Annotated in this window: 14 protein-coding genes; 7 read left to right on the top strand and 7 right to left on the bottom strand. The window is 62.5% G+C overall.

Annotated elements, in window-relative coordinates; all coding sequences use genetic code 11:
• On the bottom strand, positions 1–1,344 hold the full coding sequence (locus AB9K35_RS09670) for a Na(+)-translocating NADH-quinone reductase subunit A (protein ID WP_369925638.1): 1,344 nt from the start codon (positions 1,342–1,344) through the stop codon (positions 1–3).
• Between the two features lie 609 nt (positions 1,345–1,953).
• Here AB9K35_RS09670 and repA point away from each other — a divergent pair.
• The 7 genes from repA to hutU all read left to right on the top strand — a co-directional run bounded on the left by repA (position 1,954) and on the right by hutU (position 10,975).
• Complete coding sequence (gene repA / locus AB9K35_RS09665; RefSeq protein WP_222455461.1) at positions 1,954–3,129, top strand: plasmid partitioning protein RepA; 1,176 nt, start codon at positions 1,954–1,956, stop codon at positions 3,127–3,129.
• Complete coding sequence (gene repB, locus AB9K35_RS09660) at positions 3,129–4,106, top strand: plasmid partitioning protein RepB (RefSeq protein ID WP_222455460.1); 978 nt, start codon at positions 3,129–3,131, stop codon at positions 4,104–4,106. The genes repA and repB overlap by 1 nt, the downstream gene beginning before the upstream one ends.
• A gap of 192 nt (positions 4,107–4,298) precedes the next feature.
• Complete coding sequence (gene repC, locus AB9K35_RS09655; RefSeq protein WP_369925636.1) at positions 4,299–5,462, top strand: plasmid replication protein RepC; 1,164 nt, start codon at positions 4,299–4,301, stop codon at positions 5,460–5,462.
• 311 nt (positions 5,463–5,773) lie between these two features.
• Positions 5,774–6,994 (top strand): imidazolonepropionase, encoded by a 1,221-nt coding sequence (hutI, locus tag AB9K35_RS09650; protein ID WP_369925844.1) that lies wholly within the window; start codon positions 5,774–5,776, stop codon positions 6,992–6,994.
• Positions 6,991–8,514 carry a histidine ammonia-lyase gene (gene hutH / locus AB9K35_RS09645; protein ID WP_369925634.1) on the top strand — a complete coding sequence of 508 codons (1,524 nt, stop codon included), beginning with the start codon at positions 6,991–6,993 and terminating at the stop codon, positions 8,512–8,514. The genes hutI and hutH overlap by 4 nt, the downstream gene beginning before the upstream one ends.
• On the top strand, positions 8,511–9,296 hold the full coding sequence (gene hutG / locus AB9K35_RS09640; protein WP_369925632.1) for an N-formylglutamate deformylase: 786 nt from the start codon (positions 8,511–8,513) through the stop codon (positions 9,294–9,296). The genes hutH and hutG overlap by 4 nt, the downstream gene beginning before the upstream one ends.
• The gene (gene hutU, locus AB9K35_RS09635; protein WP_369925631.1) at positions 9,293–10,975 is read left to right on the top strand and encodes a urocanate hydratase; all 1,683 of its coding nucleotides are present in this window, start codon (positions 9,293–9,295) and stop codon (positions 10,973–10,975) included. Before hutG ends, hutU begins: the two co-directional genes overlap by 4 nt.
• An 81-nt stretch (positions 10,976–11,056) precedes the next feature.
• Here hutU and AB9K35_RS09630 read toward each other — a convergent pair whose 3' ends face one another.
• The 6 genes from AB9K35_RS09630 to AB9K35_RS09605 all read right to left on the bottom strand — a co-directional run bounded on the left by AB9K35_RS09630 (position 11,057) and on the right by AB9K35_RS09605 (position 16,377).
• Complete coding sequence (locus AB9K35_RS09630; protein ID WP_369925629.1) at positions 11,057–11,752, bottom strand: RraA family protein; 696 nt, start codon at positions 11,750–11,752, stop codon at positions 11,057–11,059.
• The gene (locus AB9K35_RS09625) at positions 11,752–12,444 is read right to left on the bottom strand and encodes an alpha/beta fold hydrolase (protein ID WP_369925628.1); all 693 of its coding nucleotides are present in this window, start codon (positions 12,442–12,444) and stop codon (positions 11,752–11,754) included. The genes AB9K35_RS09630 and AB9K35_RS09625 overlap by 1 nt, the downstream gene beginning before the upstream one ends.
• 58 nt (positions 12,445–12,502) lie before the next feature.
• Positions 12,503–13,462 carry a cupin domain-containing protein gene (locus AB9K35_RS09620; RefSeq protein WP_369925626.1) on the bottom strand — a complete coding sequence of 320 codons (960 nt, stop codon included), beginning with the start codon at positions 13,460–13,462 and terminating at the stop codon, positions 12,503–12,505.
• Between the two features lie 157 nt (positions 13,463–13,619).
• Positions 13,620–14,594 carry an ester cyclase gene (locus AB9K35_RS09615; RefSeq protein WP_369925624.1) on the bottom strand — a complete coding sequence of 325 codons (975 nt, stop codon included), beginning with the start codon at positions 14,592–14,594 and terminating at the stop codon, positions 13,620–13,622.
• Positions 14,591–15,610 carry a LacI family DNA-binding transcriptional regulator gene (locus AB9K35_RS09610; protein WP_369925622.1) on the bottom strand — a complete coding sequence of 340 codons (1,020 nt, stop codon included), beginning with the start codon at positions 15,608–15,610 and terminating at the stop codon, positions 14,591–14,593. The genes AB9K35_RS09615 and AB9K35_RS09610 overlap by 4 nt, the downstream gene beginning before the upstream one ends.
• Positions 15,610–16,377 carry an SDR family NAD(P)-dependent oxidoreductase gene (locus tag AB9K35_RS09605; protein ID WP_369925620.1) on the bottom strand — a complete coding sequence of 256 codons (768 nt, stop codon included), beginning with the start codon at positions 16,375–16,377 and terminating at the stop codon, positions 15,610–15,612. Before AB9K35_RS09605 ends, AB9K35_RS09610 begins: the two co-directional genes overlap by 1 nt.

Raw genomic sequence — 16,377 nt, 5'->3', positions numbered from 1 at the left:
TCAGCCCTCCTTTTCAATCTTGGTCAGGCAGTCGCGCAGCGCGAGCCCGTATTCGTACTTGGCCGGGCAGGCAAAGCCGACGAGGCCCATGTCTTCCTCGTCCAGCTCCAGCGCACCCAGCGCCTGTGCGGTATCGGTGTCCATGACCAGCAGCGCGCGCAGCAGCTGCGTCGGCAGGTAGTCCTGCGGCATCAGCTGTTCGAAAGTGCCGGTGGGCACCATTGCACGGCGACCGCCGTTGAGGTTGCTGGTCAGGTTGAACAATTTGCGCGACAACGCCGAGCCAAGCACCGGTTGCACGGCAAATTTGCTGGCCATCGGACGGATCCAGCCCAGCGGAATCTGCTTGCGGTCTTCCTCGATCAGGGCAACCTGGCGGGCGAAGCGACCCAGATAGGCCAGCGGCCCGGCGGCCTCACGACCCGACAGGATCGAACCGGAGATGACCCGAACGGGACCATCCACCGCGATCTCGCAGCGGGTCAGCTCGTCGATCGCGGCCCCCATCACGGTGCGGACCAGCCGCGGATTGCGGGCGGCCGGACCGGCCAGCGCTACCACTCGCGACGGGTCGAGATGACCGGTCTGCAGCAGGCGGCCGATCGCGATCACGTCCTGGTAGGAAATCGTCCAGACTTCATCCTCCGCCTGCAGCGGGTGCAGGAAGTGGATGTGCGTGCCCGCCAGCCCCGAGGGGTGCGGACCGGAGAAGGCCGCAGCTTCGACGCCTGCGATGTCGCCGCCGGGAATGCTGTCGCCTGCCTTCTGGCACAGGAAGGTTGTGCCCTCGGTCAGCAGCGTGATCGCTTTCAAGCCGGTTTCGAACGCATCGGCCGCGTCATTGATGATGACCGCGGCATCGGCAGCCAACGGTTCGGAATCCATTGCGGTCACGAAGATCGCGTTGGGCTTGCTGCCCGGCTGCGGCATCTTCGAATAGGGGCGCGTGCGGAAGGAGGTCCACAGACCCGCGGCGCAAAGCTTCTCCGTCAGGCCTTCGGCACTGTCGGCAGCGCCGGTGGCGGAGAAATCGACGCCCGCATCCTCGGCGTCGGTGACCGCGATCACCACGCTCTGCAACACTCGGCGCGCGCCACGGTTGATCGCCACGACCTTGCCGGTCAGCGGCGCCACCATCATCGCGGCTTCTGCGTCCTTGTGGCAGAACAACGGCGTGCCGCGGCGCACTTCGTCGCCTTCCTGTACCAGCATGCGCGGCTTCAGCCCTAGGTAATCCGGTCCCAGCACCGCCACCGACGTGATGGCCGGGCCCGGTTGGATGGTCTGCTCCGGTGCGCCTGTCACCGGCAGATCCAGCCCCTTCCTCAAGTTAAATGTTTTCATATCTGGCTTACGTCCTTCCGAGGCCGATTCCCGTGGCGGTTCTTATCTGTTTCCGGCGGTCGAGACAAAGAAAACGCCGGCATTGGTCATGGTCGACGCAACGCAGCGGTGCCGGGCCTTTTTTCCCGCGCGCACTCGAATCAAATTTGCCGCCGAATGGCAAGGGTTCGCGCCCTGATAGGACGTGTTTTCCACAGACTTCGCCGCAAACGGGCCAGTTTGCCGCGCCTCGAAGGCGTCGGTAGCGCGCCGCACATCCCCGGTCTCTGTCGAGGCCACTCCTATTAATGGCCCCGTTTTGCGCCCACCCCTGCCCCACACCCGCGGCCGCCGCTTGATTCGCCTGCACGGGACAAATTCGCACGCGCTCTCGTCGGCACCCGATGCTCATAGGCGCCGCCTGTGGGTCGCACTCGGACTGCTTGTCTTAGTGTTTTCAGACAATTAACGCAGGTTGTTCGTGCACCTGTGACAGCCCCGACGAGACTGCTCTCGCGGCTTGGCAATTGAAAAATCAAGGAATCTGTTGCATCGACCCGCCGGCATTGCGTATAGAAACGATAAATAAGGCGCTGACGCAAAACAGCGTTACTATCGAGAGGGCAGCAGGTGGCAGAGGCACTCCATATAAATCAACGTATCCGCGAGAACGCGGAAAACCTCAGCGCGGCCCTCGAAAGCCACATGCTGCAGAGTTTCGCGCCGGACGCAAGGAAAGAACTGCGCCTGTTCAGTGCGGGCGAAGCGGCCGAGATGCTTGGCATCTCTCCCAGCTTCCTGCGCAAGCTGCATTTCGATGGCAAGCTGCCCGAAGTTCACACCACGCCCGGGGGGCGGCGTCACTACTCCGCTGCGGACCTCATGGAGATGCGCAAGATCCTGGATGCCGCGGCCAAGACCCCGGGCACTTACCTGCGCGGTCGCCGCGAGGGCGACAAGGTGCAGGTTTTGTCGTTTCTGAATTTCAAGGGGGGCTCGGGCAAAACCACCTCGTCGATTCACACCGCCCAACGCCTTGCCCTCAAGGGCTACCGGGTTCTGGCGGTCGACATTGACCCGCAGGCGTCTCTAACAACGCTGTTTGGCTATCGCCCCGAGGTCGATTTCCTGGAAACAGGGACCATCTATGATGCGATCCGCTATGACGATCCGGTGCCGATGCGCCAGATCATCCAGAAGACCTATTTCTGCGGTCTCGACCTGGCCCCTGGCGGGTTGATTCTGCAGGAGTTCGAGCACGAAACGCCTCAGGCGCTGCTTAACAATGTGCAGCCCGCCTTCTTTGCCCGAATGGCGGCTGCGCTGCAGGAAGTCGAGCAGGACTACGACGTCATCATCTTCGACTGCCCGCCACAGCTCGGCTATCTGACGATGTCGGCGCTCTGTGCGTCGACCGGCGTGTTGATTACCGTCGTGCCGAACATGCTGGACATCGCCTCGATGTCGCAGTTCCTGCAAATGGCCGCCGAACTTCTGGACGTGGTCTCTGATGCCGGCGCCGCGCTGGAGTTCGACTTCCTCCGGTTCCTCATCAACCGCTATGAGCCCAACGACGGACCGCAGCAGCAGGTGGTCGCTTTCATGCGCCAGCTGTTCGGCGAAGAAGTCATGGTCGCGCCGATGCTGAAATCAACCGCAATCTCCGACGCCGGCCTGACCCAGCAAACCGTCTATGAGGTCGAAAGATCCCAGTTTCACAGGTCAACCTATGACCGTGCGGTCGATTCACTCAATCAAGTTAACGACGAGATAGAATCGCTCCTTCAACAGGCATGGAGGCGTTGATGGCACGCAAAGGAATTCTGAACTCCGCCCTGAAACCCAGCACCCCGGCAGCGTCTGCGGCAAAGCCCAAGATGATGCCGCGTGGTGCAGTTGGCGCTCTGCAATCCTCGCTGAGCAAGTTGCAGGAAAGCGCGGTGCAGGAGATCGACACCAGTCTGATCGACGATGCCGGCTACGAGGACCGCCTGTCCACTGGTGGCGAAGCGCATGAACAACTGGTCGAGAGTCTCAAGACCTATGGCCAGCAGGTTCCGGTTCTGCTGCGACCCCACCCCAAGTCGCCAGGACGCTACGAAATCGTCTATGGCCGCCGCCGTCTGATGGCGCTGCGCCAGCTCGGCCTGCCGGTCAAGGCAATGGTGCGGCAGCTGGACGACCACGCTCTGGTAATGGCGCAAGGACAGGAAAACACCGCGCGCCTCGACCTCAGCTTCATCGAAAAGGCCTCTTTTGCAGCGCAGCTGCAGGCCGATGGGTATGACCGGCAGACAATCGCAGCGGCCCTGTCGATTGACCTGCCAATGGTATCACGGATGCTGAAGGTGGGTACGGCTTTCGACCTGCCCTTTCTGCGCGAAATCGGCGCAGCACCCAGCATCGGGCGCGAACGCTGGATGACTCTGGTCAAGCTGTTTCAGGAAGAAGGCCCCCGTATCCGCGCAACCGTTTACACCAAATCCGAAGAATTTCAGGCTCTGGACTCTGACGGCCGTTTCGAGGCTGTGCTGGCGCGCGCGCAAGAGGCCTATGACGCGCTCAACCAGCCCGACAAGCCAACCCCTGCCCCGGCCACCAACCGTACGCTGCATTCGCATGACGGAGCCGCGCTGGCCGGGCTGAAAACCACGGGCAAGAGCATCACCCTGACCATTTCGAAGAAAGACACGCCGGGATTCGGGAGCTGGTTCGACGAGAACGCAGAAACCATCCTGCAAGAACTTCACCATCGCTGGCAGCAAGACCAGGCCGACGGCTGAAGACCAAAGACGAGCAGAGCAAACCAAAACAGGAGGCACGAACAGACGGCAAAAGAAAAGCCCCCCAGGACATGACATCCCAGAAGGCCGTTCTCAGATTTAGCACCCTTGGAATAGCCCTTCACCGTTGAGACTGTCAACTCCATGCGTTGCATGGGGGTGGGTATTTTTTGGCCTTTCGTGAAAAATGACATGAAAACGGCGTCCCAAACCTTGTTTGGGCGGCTGGATCAGTGTGCCCTGACAGTGGTATCTCATGACAAGTGGGAACTGCTGGCAGCCTTGACCGTTGCCGCCCCGGAATTTGACCTTGGCCATCGCACCCTAGGTGTGCTCAAGGCCTTGCTGACATTTCTGCCGAATCGCGAAATCACACCAGAGCGTCACAGCGCGATCGTGTTTCCCTCGAATCGCAAGCTGTCAGAGCGGCTGAACGGCATGCCTGAAAGCACACTGCGGCGTCATCTGGCGCGCCTTGTGGAGATGGGCATCATCAGCCGTCACAGCAGCCCGAACCGTAAGCGTTACGCCCGTCACTGCGGCGGAGATTGCAAGCTTGCCTTCGGATTTGACCTGTCCCCCCTCGCCGTACACGCCGCGCAGATCCATGACACCGCCCAAGCCGTGCAGTCCCGCGCGGAACAGCTTGCGATCCTTCGTGACCAAGTAGCGGTTCTGCGCCAGAAGCTTCTGGATGTCGCGTCGGACGACGCTGCCGAGTTGCTGGAGACCGTACGCAAACTGTTGCGTCGCAAACCCTGTGAAAACGCCCTAGCCCAAGCTGCGTCCGATCTCTCACAGGCCCTCGCCCACTACCAATCGGCAAACGAAGCGACCGCTAATGAAATTACTGCAGGTCAGATGAGCGGCACATACAGCCAAAATGAGCGGCACATACAGGAATCAATTAAATATGATTTTGACTCTGAAGACGCCGCCGAAACCGGCAGAACCGCAACAAAGGCAGTGCACCCATCTTCTCAGCTCTCGGAAGAACTGGACACAGAACCCAACTCCCCTGCCCTTGACCTCACAGCGCTGGTTCAAGCCTGTCCTAGCGTTCAAGATTTCTATCCGAATGAGCTTAGAAATTGGCAAGATGCCGACAGGATTGCAGAGAAACTGATCCCCATGATGGGAATTGACGGCTCCGTGCTACATGATGCGCAGGTTTCAATGGGGCGCAAACATGCCACCACCGTCGTTCTGTGCATGTTGGAGAAGTTGGGAACTATTCGCAGCCCCGGTGCCTATTTGCGACGCTTGGCCCAGAAGGCGCGTGAAGGTCAATTTTCCCCAGTACCGATGCTGAAGTCTCTTCTCCATAGCCAGAGACCGGCCGCGATTGTCAGCTGACAACTGAATTGGTTGCCTGCCCCGGGCAGCGTGTACCTGAAGGCCTCCTCATGCGCCGTTTGGCAAATTGTCAGCTGACAATTTCTGGGGTTCTGTCGTCGGCGCTTCTTGATCACTCAGAAATGAAAGACACGAAATAGCTCGTCGTTGTCTTCATCAGGCGGTTTAGGACGTCCTCCGAGAGCCAAAACTTATCGGCAGCGTGTCAAACTTCGACCACGACCTTTTATGACTAGACATATTCTCTTTTTTTCGTAGTTTATCCGGCAACGTGTCAAAAGGGGAGTCGCAGTGTCGTGACCAGCGAAAAAATGACAGATAGCTACGTTCTGACAGGGGCAAGGTTGGCAACGATGGTGGAACCGGCGCAAGGTGACGTCGCTCCTTATGGCCTCATCGACGATGGTGCAGTTGCCGTTTCCCAAGGTAAGATCGCCTGGGTTGGACCTCGTTCGGAATTGTCAGCTGACAATTTTGACTGGCCGCAACGGGATCTCGGCGGACGGCTGGTAACGCCGGGTTTGATCGACTGCCACACGCATATCGTCTTTGGCGGCAACCGCGCGATGGAATTCGAAATGCGCCTGAATGGCGCGTCCTATGAAGAAGTCGCGAGGGCAGGGGGCGGCATCGTCTCGACCGTGACGGCAACCCGTACCGCTTCACTGGAAGAGCTTATCGCCGATGCGCTGCCGCGGTTGGATGCGCTGATTGCTGAGGGTGCCACTGTCGTGGAAGTGAAATCCGGCTACGGGCTGGATCTCGAGACCGAGTTGAACATGCTGCGCGCCGCCCGCCGTCTAGGCGAATTGCGCCCGGTGACCATCAAGACAACCTTTCTTGGCGCCCATGCCACCCCGACGGAATTCAAGGGGCGGGACGACGAATACATCGGCGAGGTCTGTATCCCTGCCCTCCGCGCGGCCCATGCCGAGGGTCTCGTCGATGCGGTCGACGGTTTCTGCGAAAACATCGCCTTCGCCCCAGCGCAGATCGAACGGGTGTTCAAGGTGGCGCAGGAACTGGGGCTGCCGGTGAAACTGCATGCCGAACAGCTGAGTCATCAGGGTGGCACTGCGCTAGCGGCTCAGTATGGCGCATTGTCAGTCGATCACGTGGAATACGCCAACGAGGATGACGCCCGCGCGATGGCGGACAGCGGCTCGGTCGCGGTGATCCTTCCAGGGGCATTCTACACCATCCGCGAAACCCAGATGCCGCCGATCGAGCACTTCCGCAAGCACGGCGTGCCAATGGCGCTGGCTACCGATTGCAACCCAGGCTCTTCGCCGCTGACGTCCTTGCTGCTGACAATGAACATGGGTTGCACCCTGTTCCGCATGACGCCGGAGGAAGCCCTGGCCGGTGTTACCCGCAACGCTGCCCGTTCGCTGCGACTGACGGACCGAGGCCAAATCAAGGCAGGTATGCGCGCGGATCTGGCGGTCTGGGATGTCGAGACCCCGGCAGAGCTGGCTTACCGTATCGGCTTCAATCCGCTTCACACCCGTATTTATGAGGGCGCACAATGATCAACATGATCCCCGGAACGGTGACGCTTGCCACCCTGCAGGACGTCTACCGAAACCTGACCCCGGCGCGGCTGGACGACAGCGCCCGTGCGCCGGTTGAGGCCGCGGCCAGAATGGTGGCCGAGGCTGCAGCGGGCGAGACTGCCGTCTATGGTATCAACACAGGCTTTGGCAAGTTGGCCTCGACCAAGATTGCGCCCGAAGACACGGCAACGCTGCAGCGCAATTTGATCCTGTCGCATTGCTGTGGGGTCGGGGAGCCGTTGTCAGAAGACAAGACGAGGCTGATGATGACCTTGAAACTCTTGTCTATGGGCCGCGGCGCATCCGGCGTACGCTGGCTGGTGATCGAGCAGATCGAGCAGATGCTGGAACGCGGCGTGGTGCCGGTGGTGCCGTCGCAGGGGTCGGTCGGGGCGTCGGGCGATCTGGCACCGTTGGCCCATATGGCGGCCGCGATGATCGGGGCAGGGGAGGCGACTTATGAGGGCGTCCGGATGCCCAGTGCGGAGGCGCTGAAGAAGGCCGAGTTGCAACCAATCGAGCTGGGTCCGAAAGAGGGGCTGGGTCTTATCAACGGCACGCAGTTTTCCACGGCTTGTGCGCTGGCTGGGCTGTTTGATGCCTGGCGCATGGCTGAGGCCTCGATCGTGATTTCGGCGCTTAGCACGGATGCGATCATGGGCTCCACTGCGCCGTTGGTCGCTGATATTCACACGTTGCGCGGTCACGCCGGGCAGATCGATGTGGCGCGCGAGATGCGTGCCATCATGGCTGGCTCGGAAATCCGGGAAAGCCATCGCGAAGGCGACAGCCGCGTGCAGGATCCCTATTGCATCCGCTGTCAACCTCAGGTTGTGGGTGCGGCGTTGGACGTGCTGCGGATGGCTGCCAAGACACTGGAGATCGAGGCAAATGCCGTCACCGACAATCCGCTGGTTCTGGTGGACGAGGGGCGCATCGTGTCGGGCGGCAACTTCCATGCGGAATACGTGGGCTTTGCCGCCGATCAGATCGCTCTGGCAGTGGCCGAGATCGGCGCGATTGCGCAGCGCCGGGTGGCGCTGATGGTGGATCCGACGTTGAGCCATGACCTGCCGCCGTTCCTGACCCCCAACCCGGGGCTGAACTCGGGCTTCATGATTGCCGAGGTGACCACCGCCGCGCTGATGAGCGAGAACAAACATCTGGCCAATCCTTGCGTGACGGATTCCACTCCGACATCCGCCAACCAGGAGGACCACGTCTCGATGGCTGCTCATGGCGCGCTGCGGCTGGCCAAGATGAATGCCAACCTGTCGGTCATCCTCGGCGTTGAAATGCTGTGCGCCGCACAGGGTGTTGAGGCCCGCGCGCCGTTGCAGACCTCCGAGCGGTTGCAGGATGTGCTGGGGCTGCTGCGCGCCGACATTCCGCCGCTGGGGGATGACCGCTATCTGGCGCCGGATATCGAGGCCGCCAGCGCCATGGTCCGTGAGGGACGTGTTGCGGCAGTCGCTGGCGTGGAGGTTGCGGCATGATCGAAATTCGAAAAGGTAACTCGCCGCTGGTTTTAGGGCTGCCCCACACCGGCACCGATGTGCCGCCCGAGGTCTGGGAGCGCCTGAATGAGACCGGTCGCGCGCTGGCGGATACCGATTGGCATATCCATGATCTTTACGATGGTTTGACGGACGACGTGACCACGGTGCGCACGCCCATCCATCGCTATGTGATCGACGTCAATCGAGACCCGGCCGGTGTCAGCCTGTATCCGGGACAGAACACCACGACGCTGGTGCCGCTGACCGATTTCGACGGGCTGCCGATCTGGCTTGATGGGCAGGAACCGGACGAGGCGGAGATCACCCGTCGCCGCGAGACCTATCACGCGCCTTATCACGCCGCGCTAGCGGCTGAGCTGGAGCGGGTAAAGGCAATCCACGGCTTTGCCATCCTGTACGATTGCCATTCGATCCGGGGTGACATTCCGTTCCTGTTCGAGGGGCGGCTGCCGGATTTCAGCATCGGCACCAACATGGGCGCGACCTGCGATCCGGCGATTGAGGCGATGACCGTGGCCCGCTGCGAAGCGGCAGAGGGCTATACCTCGGTGCTGAACGGCCGTTTCAAGGGCGGCTGGACCACGCGCCACTATGGCCGCCCGGCGGAGGGCCTGCACGCGATACAGATGGAGCTGGCGCAAGCCACTTACTGCCAGGAAAGCCCGCCCTGGTCCTATCTCCCCGAGCGCGCAGACAAACTGCGCGCTCATCTCACCCAAATTCTGACTGATCTCAAAAACTGGAGGCCCGCAGCATGAGCGATCCCCGCAAAAACACCCGCGACATTTTCCCGCCCACCGGCCCTGAGCTGAACGCCAAGTCCTGGATGACTGAAGCGCCACTGCGGATGATGATGAACAACCTGCACCCGGATGTGGCGGAAAACCCGCATGAACTGGTGGTATACGGCGGCATCGGTCGCGCCGCGCGCACCTGGAAGGATTTCGACATGATCGTCGAGAGCCTGAAGAACCTGGAAGAAGACCAGACCCTGATGGTGCAGTCCGGCAAGCCCGTCGGCGTCTTCCAGACACACAAGGACGCGCCCCGCGTGCTGATCGCCAACTCCAACCTTGTGCCGCATTGGGCCAACTGGGATCACTTCAACGAGCTCGATAAGAAGGGCCTGATGATGTACGGCCAGATGACCGCTGGCTCCTGGATCTACATCGGCACCCAAGGCATCGTGCAGGGCACCTATGAGACCTTTGCAGAGGCCGGCCGTCAGCATTACGGCGGCGATCTCAAAGGCAAATGGATCCTGACAGGCGGCCTTGGTGGCATGGGTGGGGCGCAGCCGCTGGCGGCTGTGTTTGCCGGTGCCTGCTGCCTTGCAGTCGAGTGCAACCCGGATTCCATCGACTTCCGCCTGCGCACCAAGTACCTCGATGAGAAGGCCGAAACCCTGGACAAAGCGCTGGAGATGATCGAGCGCTGGACCAAGGCGGGCGAGGCGAAATCCGTCGGTCTTCTGGGCAATGCGGCAGATGTCTTTGCCGAGCTGGTGGAGCGCGCCAAGGCGGGCGGCATCCGGCCTGATATCGTGACGGACCAGACCTCGGCCCATGACCCGGTGAACGGATATCTGCCGCAGGGCTGGACCATGGCCGAGTGGAAGGAAAAGCGCGAGACCGACAAGAAAGCGGTCGAGAAGGCCGCGCGTGCCTCGATGAAGGTGCAGGTCAAGGCGATGTGCGACTTCCACGCGATGGGAATTCCCACCGTCGATTACGGCAACAACATCCGCCAGATGGCGCTGGAGGAGGGGCTGGAAAACGCCTTCGACTTCCCCGGCTTTGTGCCCGCCTACATCCGCCCGCTGTTCTGCCGCGGCATCGGCCCGTTCCGCTGGGCGGCTCTGTCGGGTGATCCGGAGGACATCAAGAAGACCGACGCCAAGATGAAGGAGCTGTTCCCCGAAAACGAGGGGCTGCACCGCTGGCTGGACATGGCGCAGGAGCGGATTGCCTTCCAGGGCCTCCCGGCGCGGATCTGCTGGATCGGTCTGGGCGACCGCCACAAGGCCGGTCTGGCCTTCAACGAGATGGTCAAGAATGGCGAGCTGAAGGCGCCGGTTGTGATCGGCCGCGACCATCTGGACTCGGGTTCGGTGGCGTCGCCGAACCGCGAGACCGAAGCAATGATGGACGGCTCGGATGCCGTGTCCGACTGGCCGCTGCTGAACGCGCTCCTGAACACCGCGTCCGGCGCCACCTGGGTGTCGTTGCATCATGGCGGCGGTGTTGGCATGGGCTTCTCGCAGCACTCAGGTGTGGTGATCTGCTGTGACGGTTCTGATGATGCCGCACGCCGTATCGAGCGTGTGCTGTGGAATGACCCGGCAACGGGGGTGATGCGGCACGCCGATGCGGGCTATGACATCGCCAAGGACTGCGCGCGCGAGCATGGGCTGAACCTGCCTGCCATCCTCGACTGACGTTAAAAAAGAAAAGGCTGAAGCCCGAACCGGGCTTCAGCCTCGCTGGTTGTGATTGGCCAGAGCGTGTTCCGTTGAGGTTTAGGTGCGCGCGGCCTCAAAAGCCTGCCAGGCACGCTCAAAGGCATCAAAATCGAAACCGGGTTGGCGGGCTGGCTCTAACACCAGTTTTTCGGTCTCCAGAAGTTTCTGAATCGCCTGTTCTAGGTCTGGCACCACCTCGGTCGGGATCACCAATGCGCCATGGCGGTCGGCATGCACCAGGTCGCCGTCATGGATGGTCAGTCCAAAGATGGAGACTGGGGTTGCGACCTCGCGCACGTGCACGAAACCATGGCTGGGGCCGATGGACCCGGCCACGACCGGGAAGTCCGCGGGCAGGTCGCCAAGATCGCGCATCACGCCGTTGGTCAGGGCGCCGCTGATGCCAAAGCCCTTGTGGACGGTGGTGTTGATCTCCCCCCAGTACGCGCCGATGCACTCGGGGTAATCCAGATCCTCGACCACGGTGACGGCAGGGCCGGAGGCCGTGGCCATGTGCCGGTAGTACTCCATCCGGCGCTTGCGGATCACCTCCGGCGGTTCCTCCGGAGGGTTCACGGCGGCGATCTTGGCGGTGCGGGCGTAGCCGACCATCGCCCCGGCATCCGGGTCGGAACACAGCATGGTGCCGCGCGTGAAGGCATCGAAGCCGCGCTTGCCCTGCGCCACCTCGATGGCGTTGCAGACGGTCGGTGTGTCGACGGATTTCAGCAGTTTCAGAAGCGAAGCGTCCATCAGGCCTCCAGCCAGCGCGCCAGCGCTGCATTGGTGTGTTCGGGCTGTTCGAGCGTGGTCAGATGACCCGCGCCCTCGATGATTTCCAGTGTCGCGCCGGGGATCAGCCCGGCCATCAGCTCATGCCGCTCCAAGGGGCACAGCTGGTCGTCACGGCCGCACAGCACCAAGGCAGGCAGATCGGCCGAGGCGAGCGTTTCGGTCTGGTCGGGCCGGGCCATGAGCGCTTCGGACTGGTCCAGAAACACATCCGGCCCAAGCGCCAGCGCCATGTCCAGGCAGAGGTCCAGAACCTCCGGCATCTCATGTGACGGCGACAGGTAGTTGGGCATGACCTGCTGCTGCATCACCGAAGCCAGCCCGCCCGCGCGCACCTCTGCCATCTGCGGCTGGCGTCGTTCCTTGACCTCGTCCTTCTCGGCCAGCGGGTTGGTGTCCAGAAGCGCAAGACGGCTGACCCGGTCAGGTGCCTGGCGCAGGATTTCCATTGCGACGATGCCGCCCATCGACAAGCCGCACAGGGCAAAACGCGGCGGCGCAGTGTCGAGAATGGCGCGCGCCTTGTCGCTGATGCTGCCGGGCTGCGTCAAAGTGGCGAGATGCAGATCGTGATGAGCGGAAAACGCTGCGATCTGCGGGGTGAAAAGCCGGGCGTCACACATCATGCCCGGAACCAGAACAAGCGAGGTCATCCGGTCTCCTCCGAAGGGGCGGTGGTGCGGGGCAGCCCGAAGGCCACCCCGCGCGAGGTCAGCCTTGCCAGGTGGCGCCGGCCGGATCGTCGGTTGCGACCACGCGGTAGAGGCTGGCTTCGCCGGTCATCGACGGTTCGAGCTGATAGCTCTCGCCGGGCAGCAGCAGCGCGGTGTCGCCGGGGTTGAGGATGGTGTCGAGCCCCTCGGCGCGCAGCTGCCAGTGGCCGCGCACCGGCATCAGCACATTAGGCTTTTCGCAGGCCACCGGGGTGCCATCCAGCGACCCGCGGGTCAGGAATTCGACCTCGAAGCCGGGACGGTCCTTCAGCAGCCCGTCCGCGCCGATCACCTTGGCGGGCTTTTTGGCTGCCAGCGCCATCAGGTCCCAGTAGCGCGCCACGTAGTCCCGCACCACGTTCTCCACCGGCACCTCCGGGTAGGCCTTCAGCTGTTCCTCGGTCAGCAGCGGCATCGGCTTGATGCGGTCTGGCAGGCTCTGCCCCTTCTTGCTGTCGTAGAGCACGCCGTTTTCGCCCAGCACCAGGCCATGAGCGCTGGCTTCCTCGATCACCTGGGGGGCCCAGGTCACGCCGCCGCCGGCATCGTCGCCGCCGAGGATCGCCATGATCATCCCGTAATCGGTGCCGACGTTTTCAAAGCCGCGGAAGATGCCGGTGGGGATGTTGAAAATGTCGCCTTCCTCGGCGATGAATTCGCCTGCGTCACCGTGGCGGCCCCAGAAAAAGCGCCAGCGCCCCTTCAGCACGAAGAAGACCTCGGCCGTGGTGTGGCTGTGCAGCGAGTTGCGGCATTTCGGCGGCTGGCCGGCCGCGCCGATGTTGAATCCGATCTGATCGGTGATGTGGACGTGCTGATCGGGGCTTTCGCTGACGCCGCCGCCGATGATTGTGAAGTTCTCCTTCTGGTCGGAGCCTGGGGTGTGGGCGTCGATGAAGGCGGTTTTGCAGGGTTTCAGCTCGCCGTAGCGGACGATGCGGTCCTGAAGTGTGGTCATGTCTGGTATCCTCTTGAAATCCGGGTTGAATGCAGCGGGTTCAGACCGCACGCCCGGGCGGGCGGTTGTTCAGCCGCCGGGCGCGCAGGCTGGCGCGGTGGGTGTGAAACCGCCGCGCCGCCTCGCTGGCGTCCAGAGGAGAGGCACCGGGCCTCATTCAGAGATCGCCCGTCTGCAGCAGGATCTGTTTCCAGACCGAGGTTTCGTCGAACAGCGTGTACTCGCGGCGCAGGCCCCAGGGGCCGAACTCGGCGTGGCTGGCGCCCAGCACAAACACCTCGGCGCCGGTCGGCTTGCCGAAGACGCCCCAGCCGTCGTGCTTGCCATGCAGCGTCCAGCGCAGCGCGGCGCGCGGCGGCATCATCGGGTCGTCGCGGCCGATCTGGTGGTGGATCTTGAACTCGGCGTTCGGGAAAGCGGCGCGCAGCCCCATCCAGAAGCGGTCCACCGGGCCAAAGCTGTGGCCGGTGACGCCGCCGGGATATTCCGACTGCACCGCGCGGTCGTACTCGCTTTCGATCACCCGCATGTCGGCATTCATGATCCGGGTCAGGATATCGGCGTATTTCTGACCCCATTCGTTGTCATTGCCATGACCCTTGTAGGGGCCGGGCTGATCGTTGGCCGGGGTGCAGGGCTGCACGCAGTTGTCCGGCCCGCCTTCCCGCGCGATCAGGTCGCGGGCGTATTCCTTGGGGTCCCAGCCCATCTGCCGCACGATGGCGCCCTGGTCGCGGATCAGCCATTCGTCGTTGATCTGATTGTTGATCGCATGGCAGTCGGCAATGATGCGGTAGGTGAGCTTCTTGCCGGTGGCCTTGCCATAGACACCATCACCCAGGTGGGTCGCGGTGGACAGCAGGCGGTGCGAAGACAGCATGCCCTCTTCGGGTGTGCCGGACCAGATCACGTCCTCGCCCAGAAGGGTACGGTCGGGGAACTCGGCCAGCGTCGCCATGGTGGCGGCGATTACGCCCTCGTTGCCGACCACCACCGAGGCGGGCGAGCGTACGACGATGTCCGGCGCGTAATAGTCGTGCAGCGTGGCGATGCCGCGGTCTTCCCAGATCTCTTTGGTAATGCCAATGATGTAATCGGGGAAATCCTTGAACTTGGGGTCAAATCCCTTCATGTCTTCCATCCTTCAGGTATGCGGGCGGAGCCGCGAACAATTAGTGGGCCGTCGATCTCGACCCGGCGCGGGCGCACTTCGGCGTCCTCAATCTTGGCCAGGATGATGTCGACGGTTTCGGCCACCATGCGGTTGGCGGGCTGCCGCACGGTGGTGAGGTTGTAGGTGGGCCAGGCGGCGACGGTCACATCGTCGTAGCCGATGACCGAGACGTCCTCGGGCACCCGCAGGCCCAGTTCAAAACGCAGCGTGTCCATCACTGTGATCGCCATGTGGTCGTTGGCGACGAAGACCGCATCGGGCGGATCCTGCGCGAACATGCGGCGGGTGGCTTCCTGTGTCTCTTCGGTGACGAAGTTGCCGACCTCGCGGGCGTGCAGCGGCATCCCCGCGGCTTGCAGGGCGGCAAGAAATCCCGCCTCGCGGTCACGCTGGGTCGAGGCGCCTTCCCAACCGGCGATATAACCGATTTTCTTGTGGCCGCCTGCCAGAAGGAATTCCGCTGCCTTGCGGCCGCCCGCGATATTGTCGGAGGTCACCGCCGACATCGAGGGATCGTCCTGAGCCCGGTTGAACAGCACCATCGGTACGCCCGCCGCCTGGCAGCGGGCGGAGAGATCCGAGGACAGCGCAACCGAGGCGGCGATGATACCGTCGACCTGGAAATCCAGGATTTCGTCAACCACCGTGTCGATGTTGCCCGCAGAGTGGGAGGCGAGGAAGACGAGCACGTGATAGCCGCGCTCCTGCAAGGCATTGGTCAGTTTTTCCAGCGCTTCGGGATAGTACTGGTTGTTGAGATAGGCCACCACCAGCCCGATGATGCCACTTTTGCCGGAGACCATGGCGCGGGCCAGAACATTGGGCCGGTAGCCCAGTTGCTCGGCTGCCTTGCGGACTTTTTCGATGGTCTTCTTTGAAGCCGAGGCACCGGGGGTGAACACCCGGCTGACCGCGGATTGGCTGACACCCGCAAGGCGGGCAACGTCCAGTGAGGTGACCTTGCTCGTTGCCATCAGTCTGCCGTCCAACCTCCGTCGACCATCAGCGCCGTGCCGGTGACGAGGCTGGCGGCATCCGACGCGAGGTAGACCACCGCGCCCATGATGTCCTCGACCTCGCCCGGGCGACCCAGCTTGATCTTGTCCAGCACCCAGGCGCGTTTTTCCGGATCGTCAAACGTCGGCCGGGTGAGATCGGTGAGGATGAAGGTCGGGCAGACCGTGTTGACGCGGATCTTCGCGGGTCCGAATTCCAGCGCCATTGCCTTGGTGAAGCCTTCGACCGCGAATTTCGATGCGCAATAGACGGCGCGCTCGCGCCCGCCGACGTGGCCCATCTGGCTGGAGATGTTGATGAGCGAACCGGGACGGCCCGCTGCGATCAGCCCCTTGGCCACGGCCTGTGTCAGGAAGTAGGCGCCGCGGACGTTGACGCCCATCACCGCGTCGAAATCCTCCGGCGCGGTCTCCACGGCCTTGCCGTGGCGGGCAAGGCCGGCGGAGTTCACTAGGATATCAAAGGGACCATTTTCGGCGACAGCTTCTGCCGTTGCCTCGACATCCGCGACATCCAGCTGCAGTACGCGTGCTTTCCAGCCGCGTGCGGTCATTTCTGCCGCGATGTCTTGCAGCGCCTCCGTGCGACGCGCTGCAAGGGTGACCTCAGCACCGTGTTCAGCCAATGCAACGGCGCAGGCCATTCCGATCCCCGACGAGGCGCCGGCGATCAGGGCATTCTTGCCTTCAAGGCTGAAACTGGGAGTGCTGGGGAAGGTGGACAT

This window comes from Leisingera sp. XS_AS12 (assembly GCF_041224635.1).
Classification (GTDB): domain Bacteria; phylum Pseudomonadota; class Alphaproteobacteria; order Rhodobacterales; family Rhodobacteraceae; genus Leisingera.
Note: the sequence above shows the minus strand (reverse complement) of the source record. Positions and strands in the feature narration are given on the sequence as shown.

Bases quoted from the DNA above. Each gene is read 5' to 3' on its own strand.
- AB9K35_RS09670 (WP_369925638.1), bottom strand. From the start codon at position 1,344: ATGAAAACATTTAACTTGAGGAAGGGGCTGGATCTGCCGGTGACAGGC.
- repB (WP_222455460.1), top strand. From the start codon at position 3,129: ATGGCACGCAAAGGAATTCTGAACTCCGCCCTGAAACCCAGCACCCCG.
- repC (WP_369925636.1), top strand. From the start codon at position 4,299: ATGAAAACGGCGTCCCAAACCTTGTTTGGGCGGCTGGATCAGTGTGCC.
- hutI (WP_369925844.1), top strand. From the start codon at position 5,774: ATGACAGATAGCTACGTTCTGACAGGGGCAAGGTTGGCAACGATGGTG.
- hutH (WP_369925634.1), top strand. From the start codon at position 6,991: ATGATCAACATGATCCCCGGAACGGTGACGCTTGCCACCCTGCAGGAC.
- hutG (WP_369925632.1), top strand. From the start codon at position 8,511: ATGATCGAAATTCGAAAAGGTAACTCGCCGCTGGTTTTAGGGCTGCCC.
- hutU (WP_369925631.1), top strand. From the start codon at position 9,293: ATGAGCGATCCCCGCAAAAACACCCGCGACATTTTCCCGCCCACCGGC.
- AB9K35_RS09630 (WP_369925629.1), bottom strand. From the start codon at position 11,752: ATGGACGCTTCGCTTCTGAAACTGCTGAAATCCGTCGACACACCGACC.
- AB9K35_RS09625 (WP_369925628.1), bottom strand. From the start codon at position 12,444: ATGACCTCGCTTGTTCTGGTTCCGGGCATGATGTGTGACGCCCGGCTT.
- AB9K35_RS09620 (WP_369925626.1), bottom strand. From the start codon at position 13,462: ATGACCACACTTCAGGACCGCATCGTCCGCTACGGCGAGCTGAAACCC.
- AB9K35_RS09615 (WP_369925624.1), bottom strand. From the start codon at position 14,594: ATGAAGGGATTTGACCCCAAGTTCAAGGATTTCCCCGATTACATCATT.
- AB9K35_RS09610 (WP_369925622.1), bottom strand. From the start codon at position 15,610: ATGGCAACGAGCAAGGTCACCTCACTGGACGTTGCCCGCCTTGCGGGT.
- AB9K35_RS09605 (WP_369925620.1), bottom strand. From the start codon at position 16,377: ATGTCCACCTTCCCCAGCACTCCCAGTTTCAGCCTTGAAGGCAAGAAT.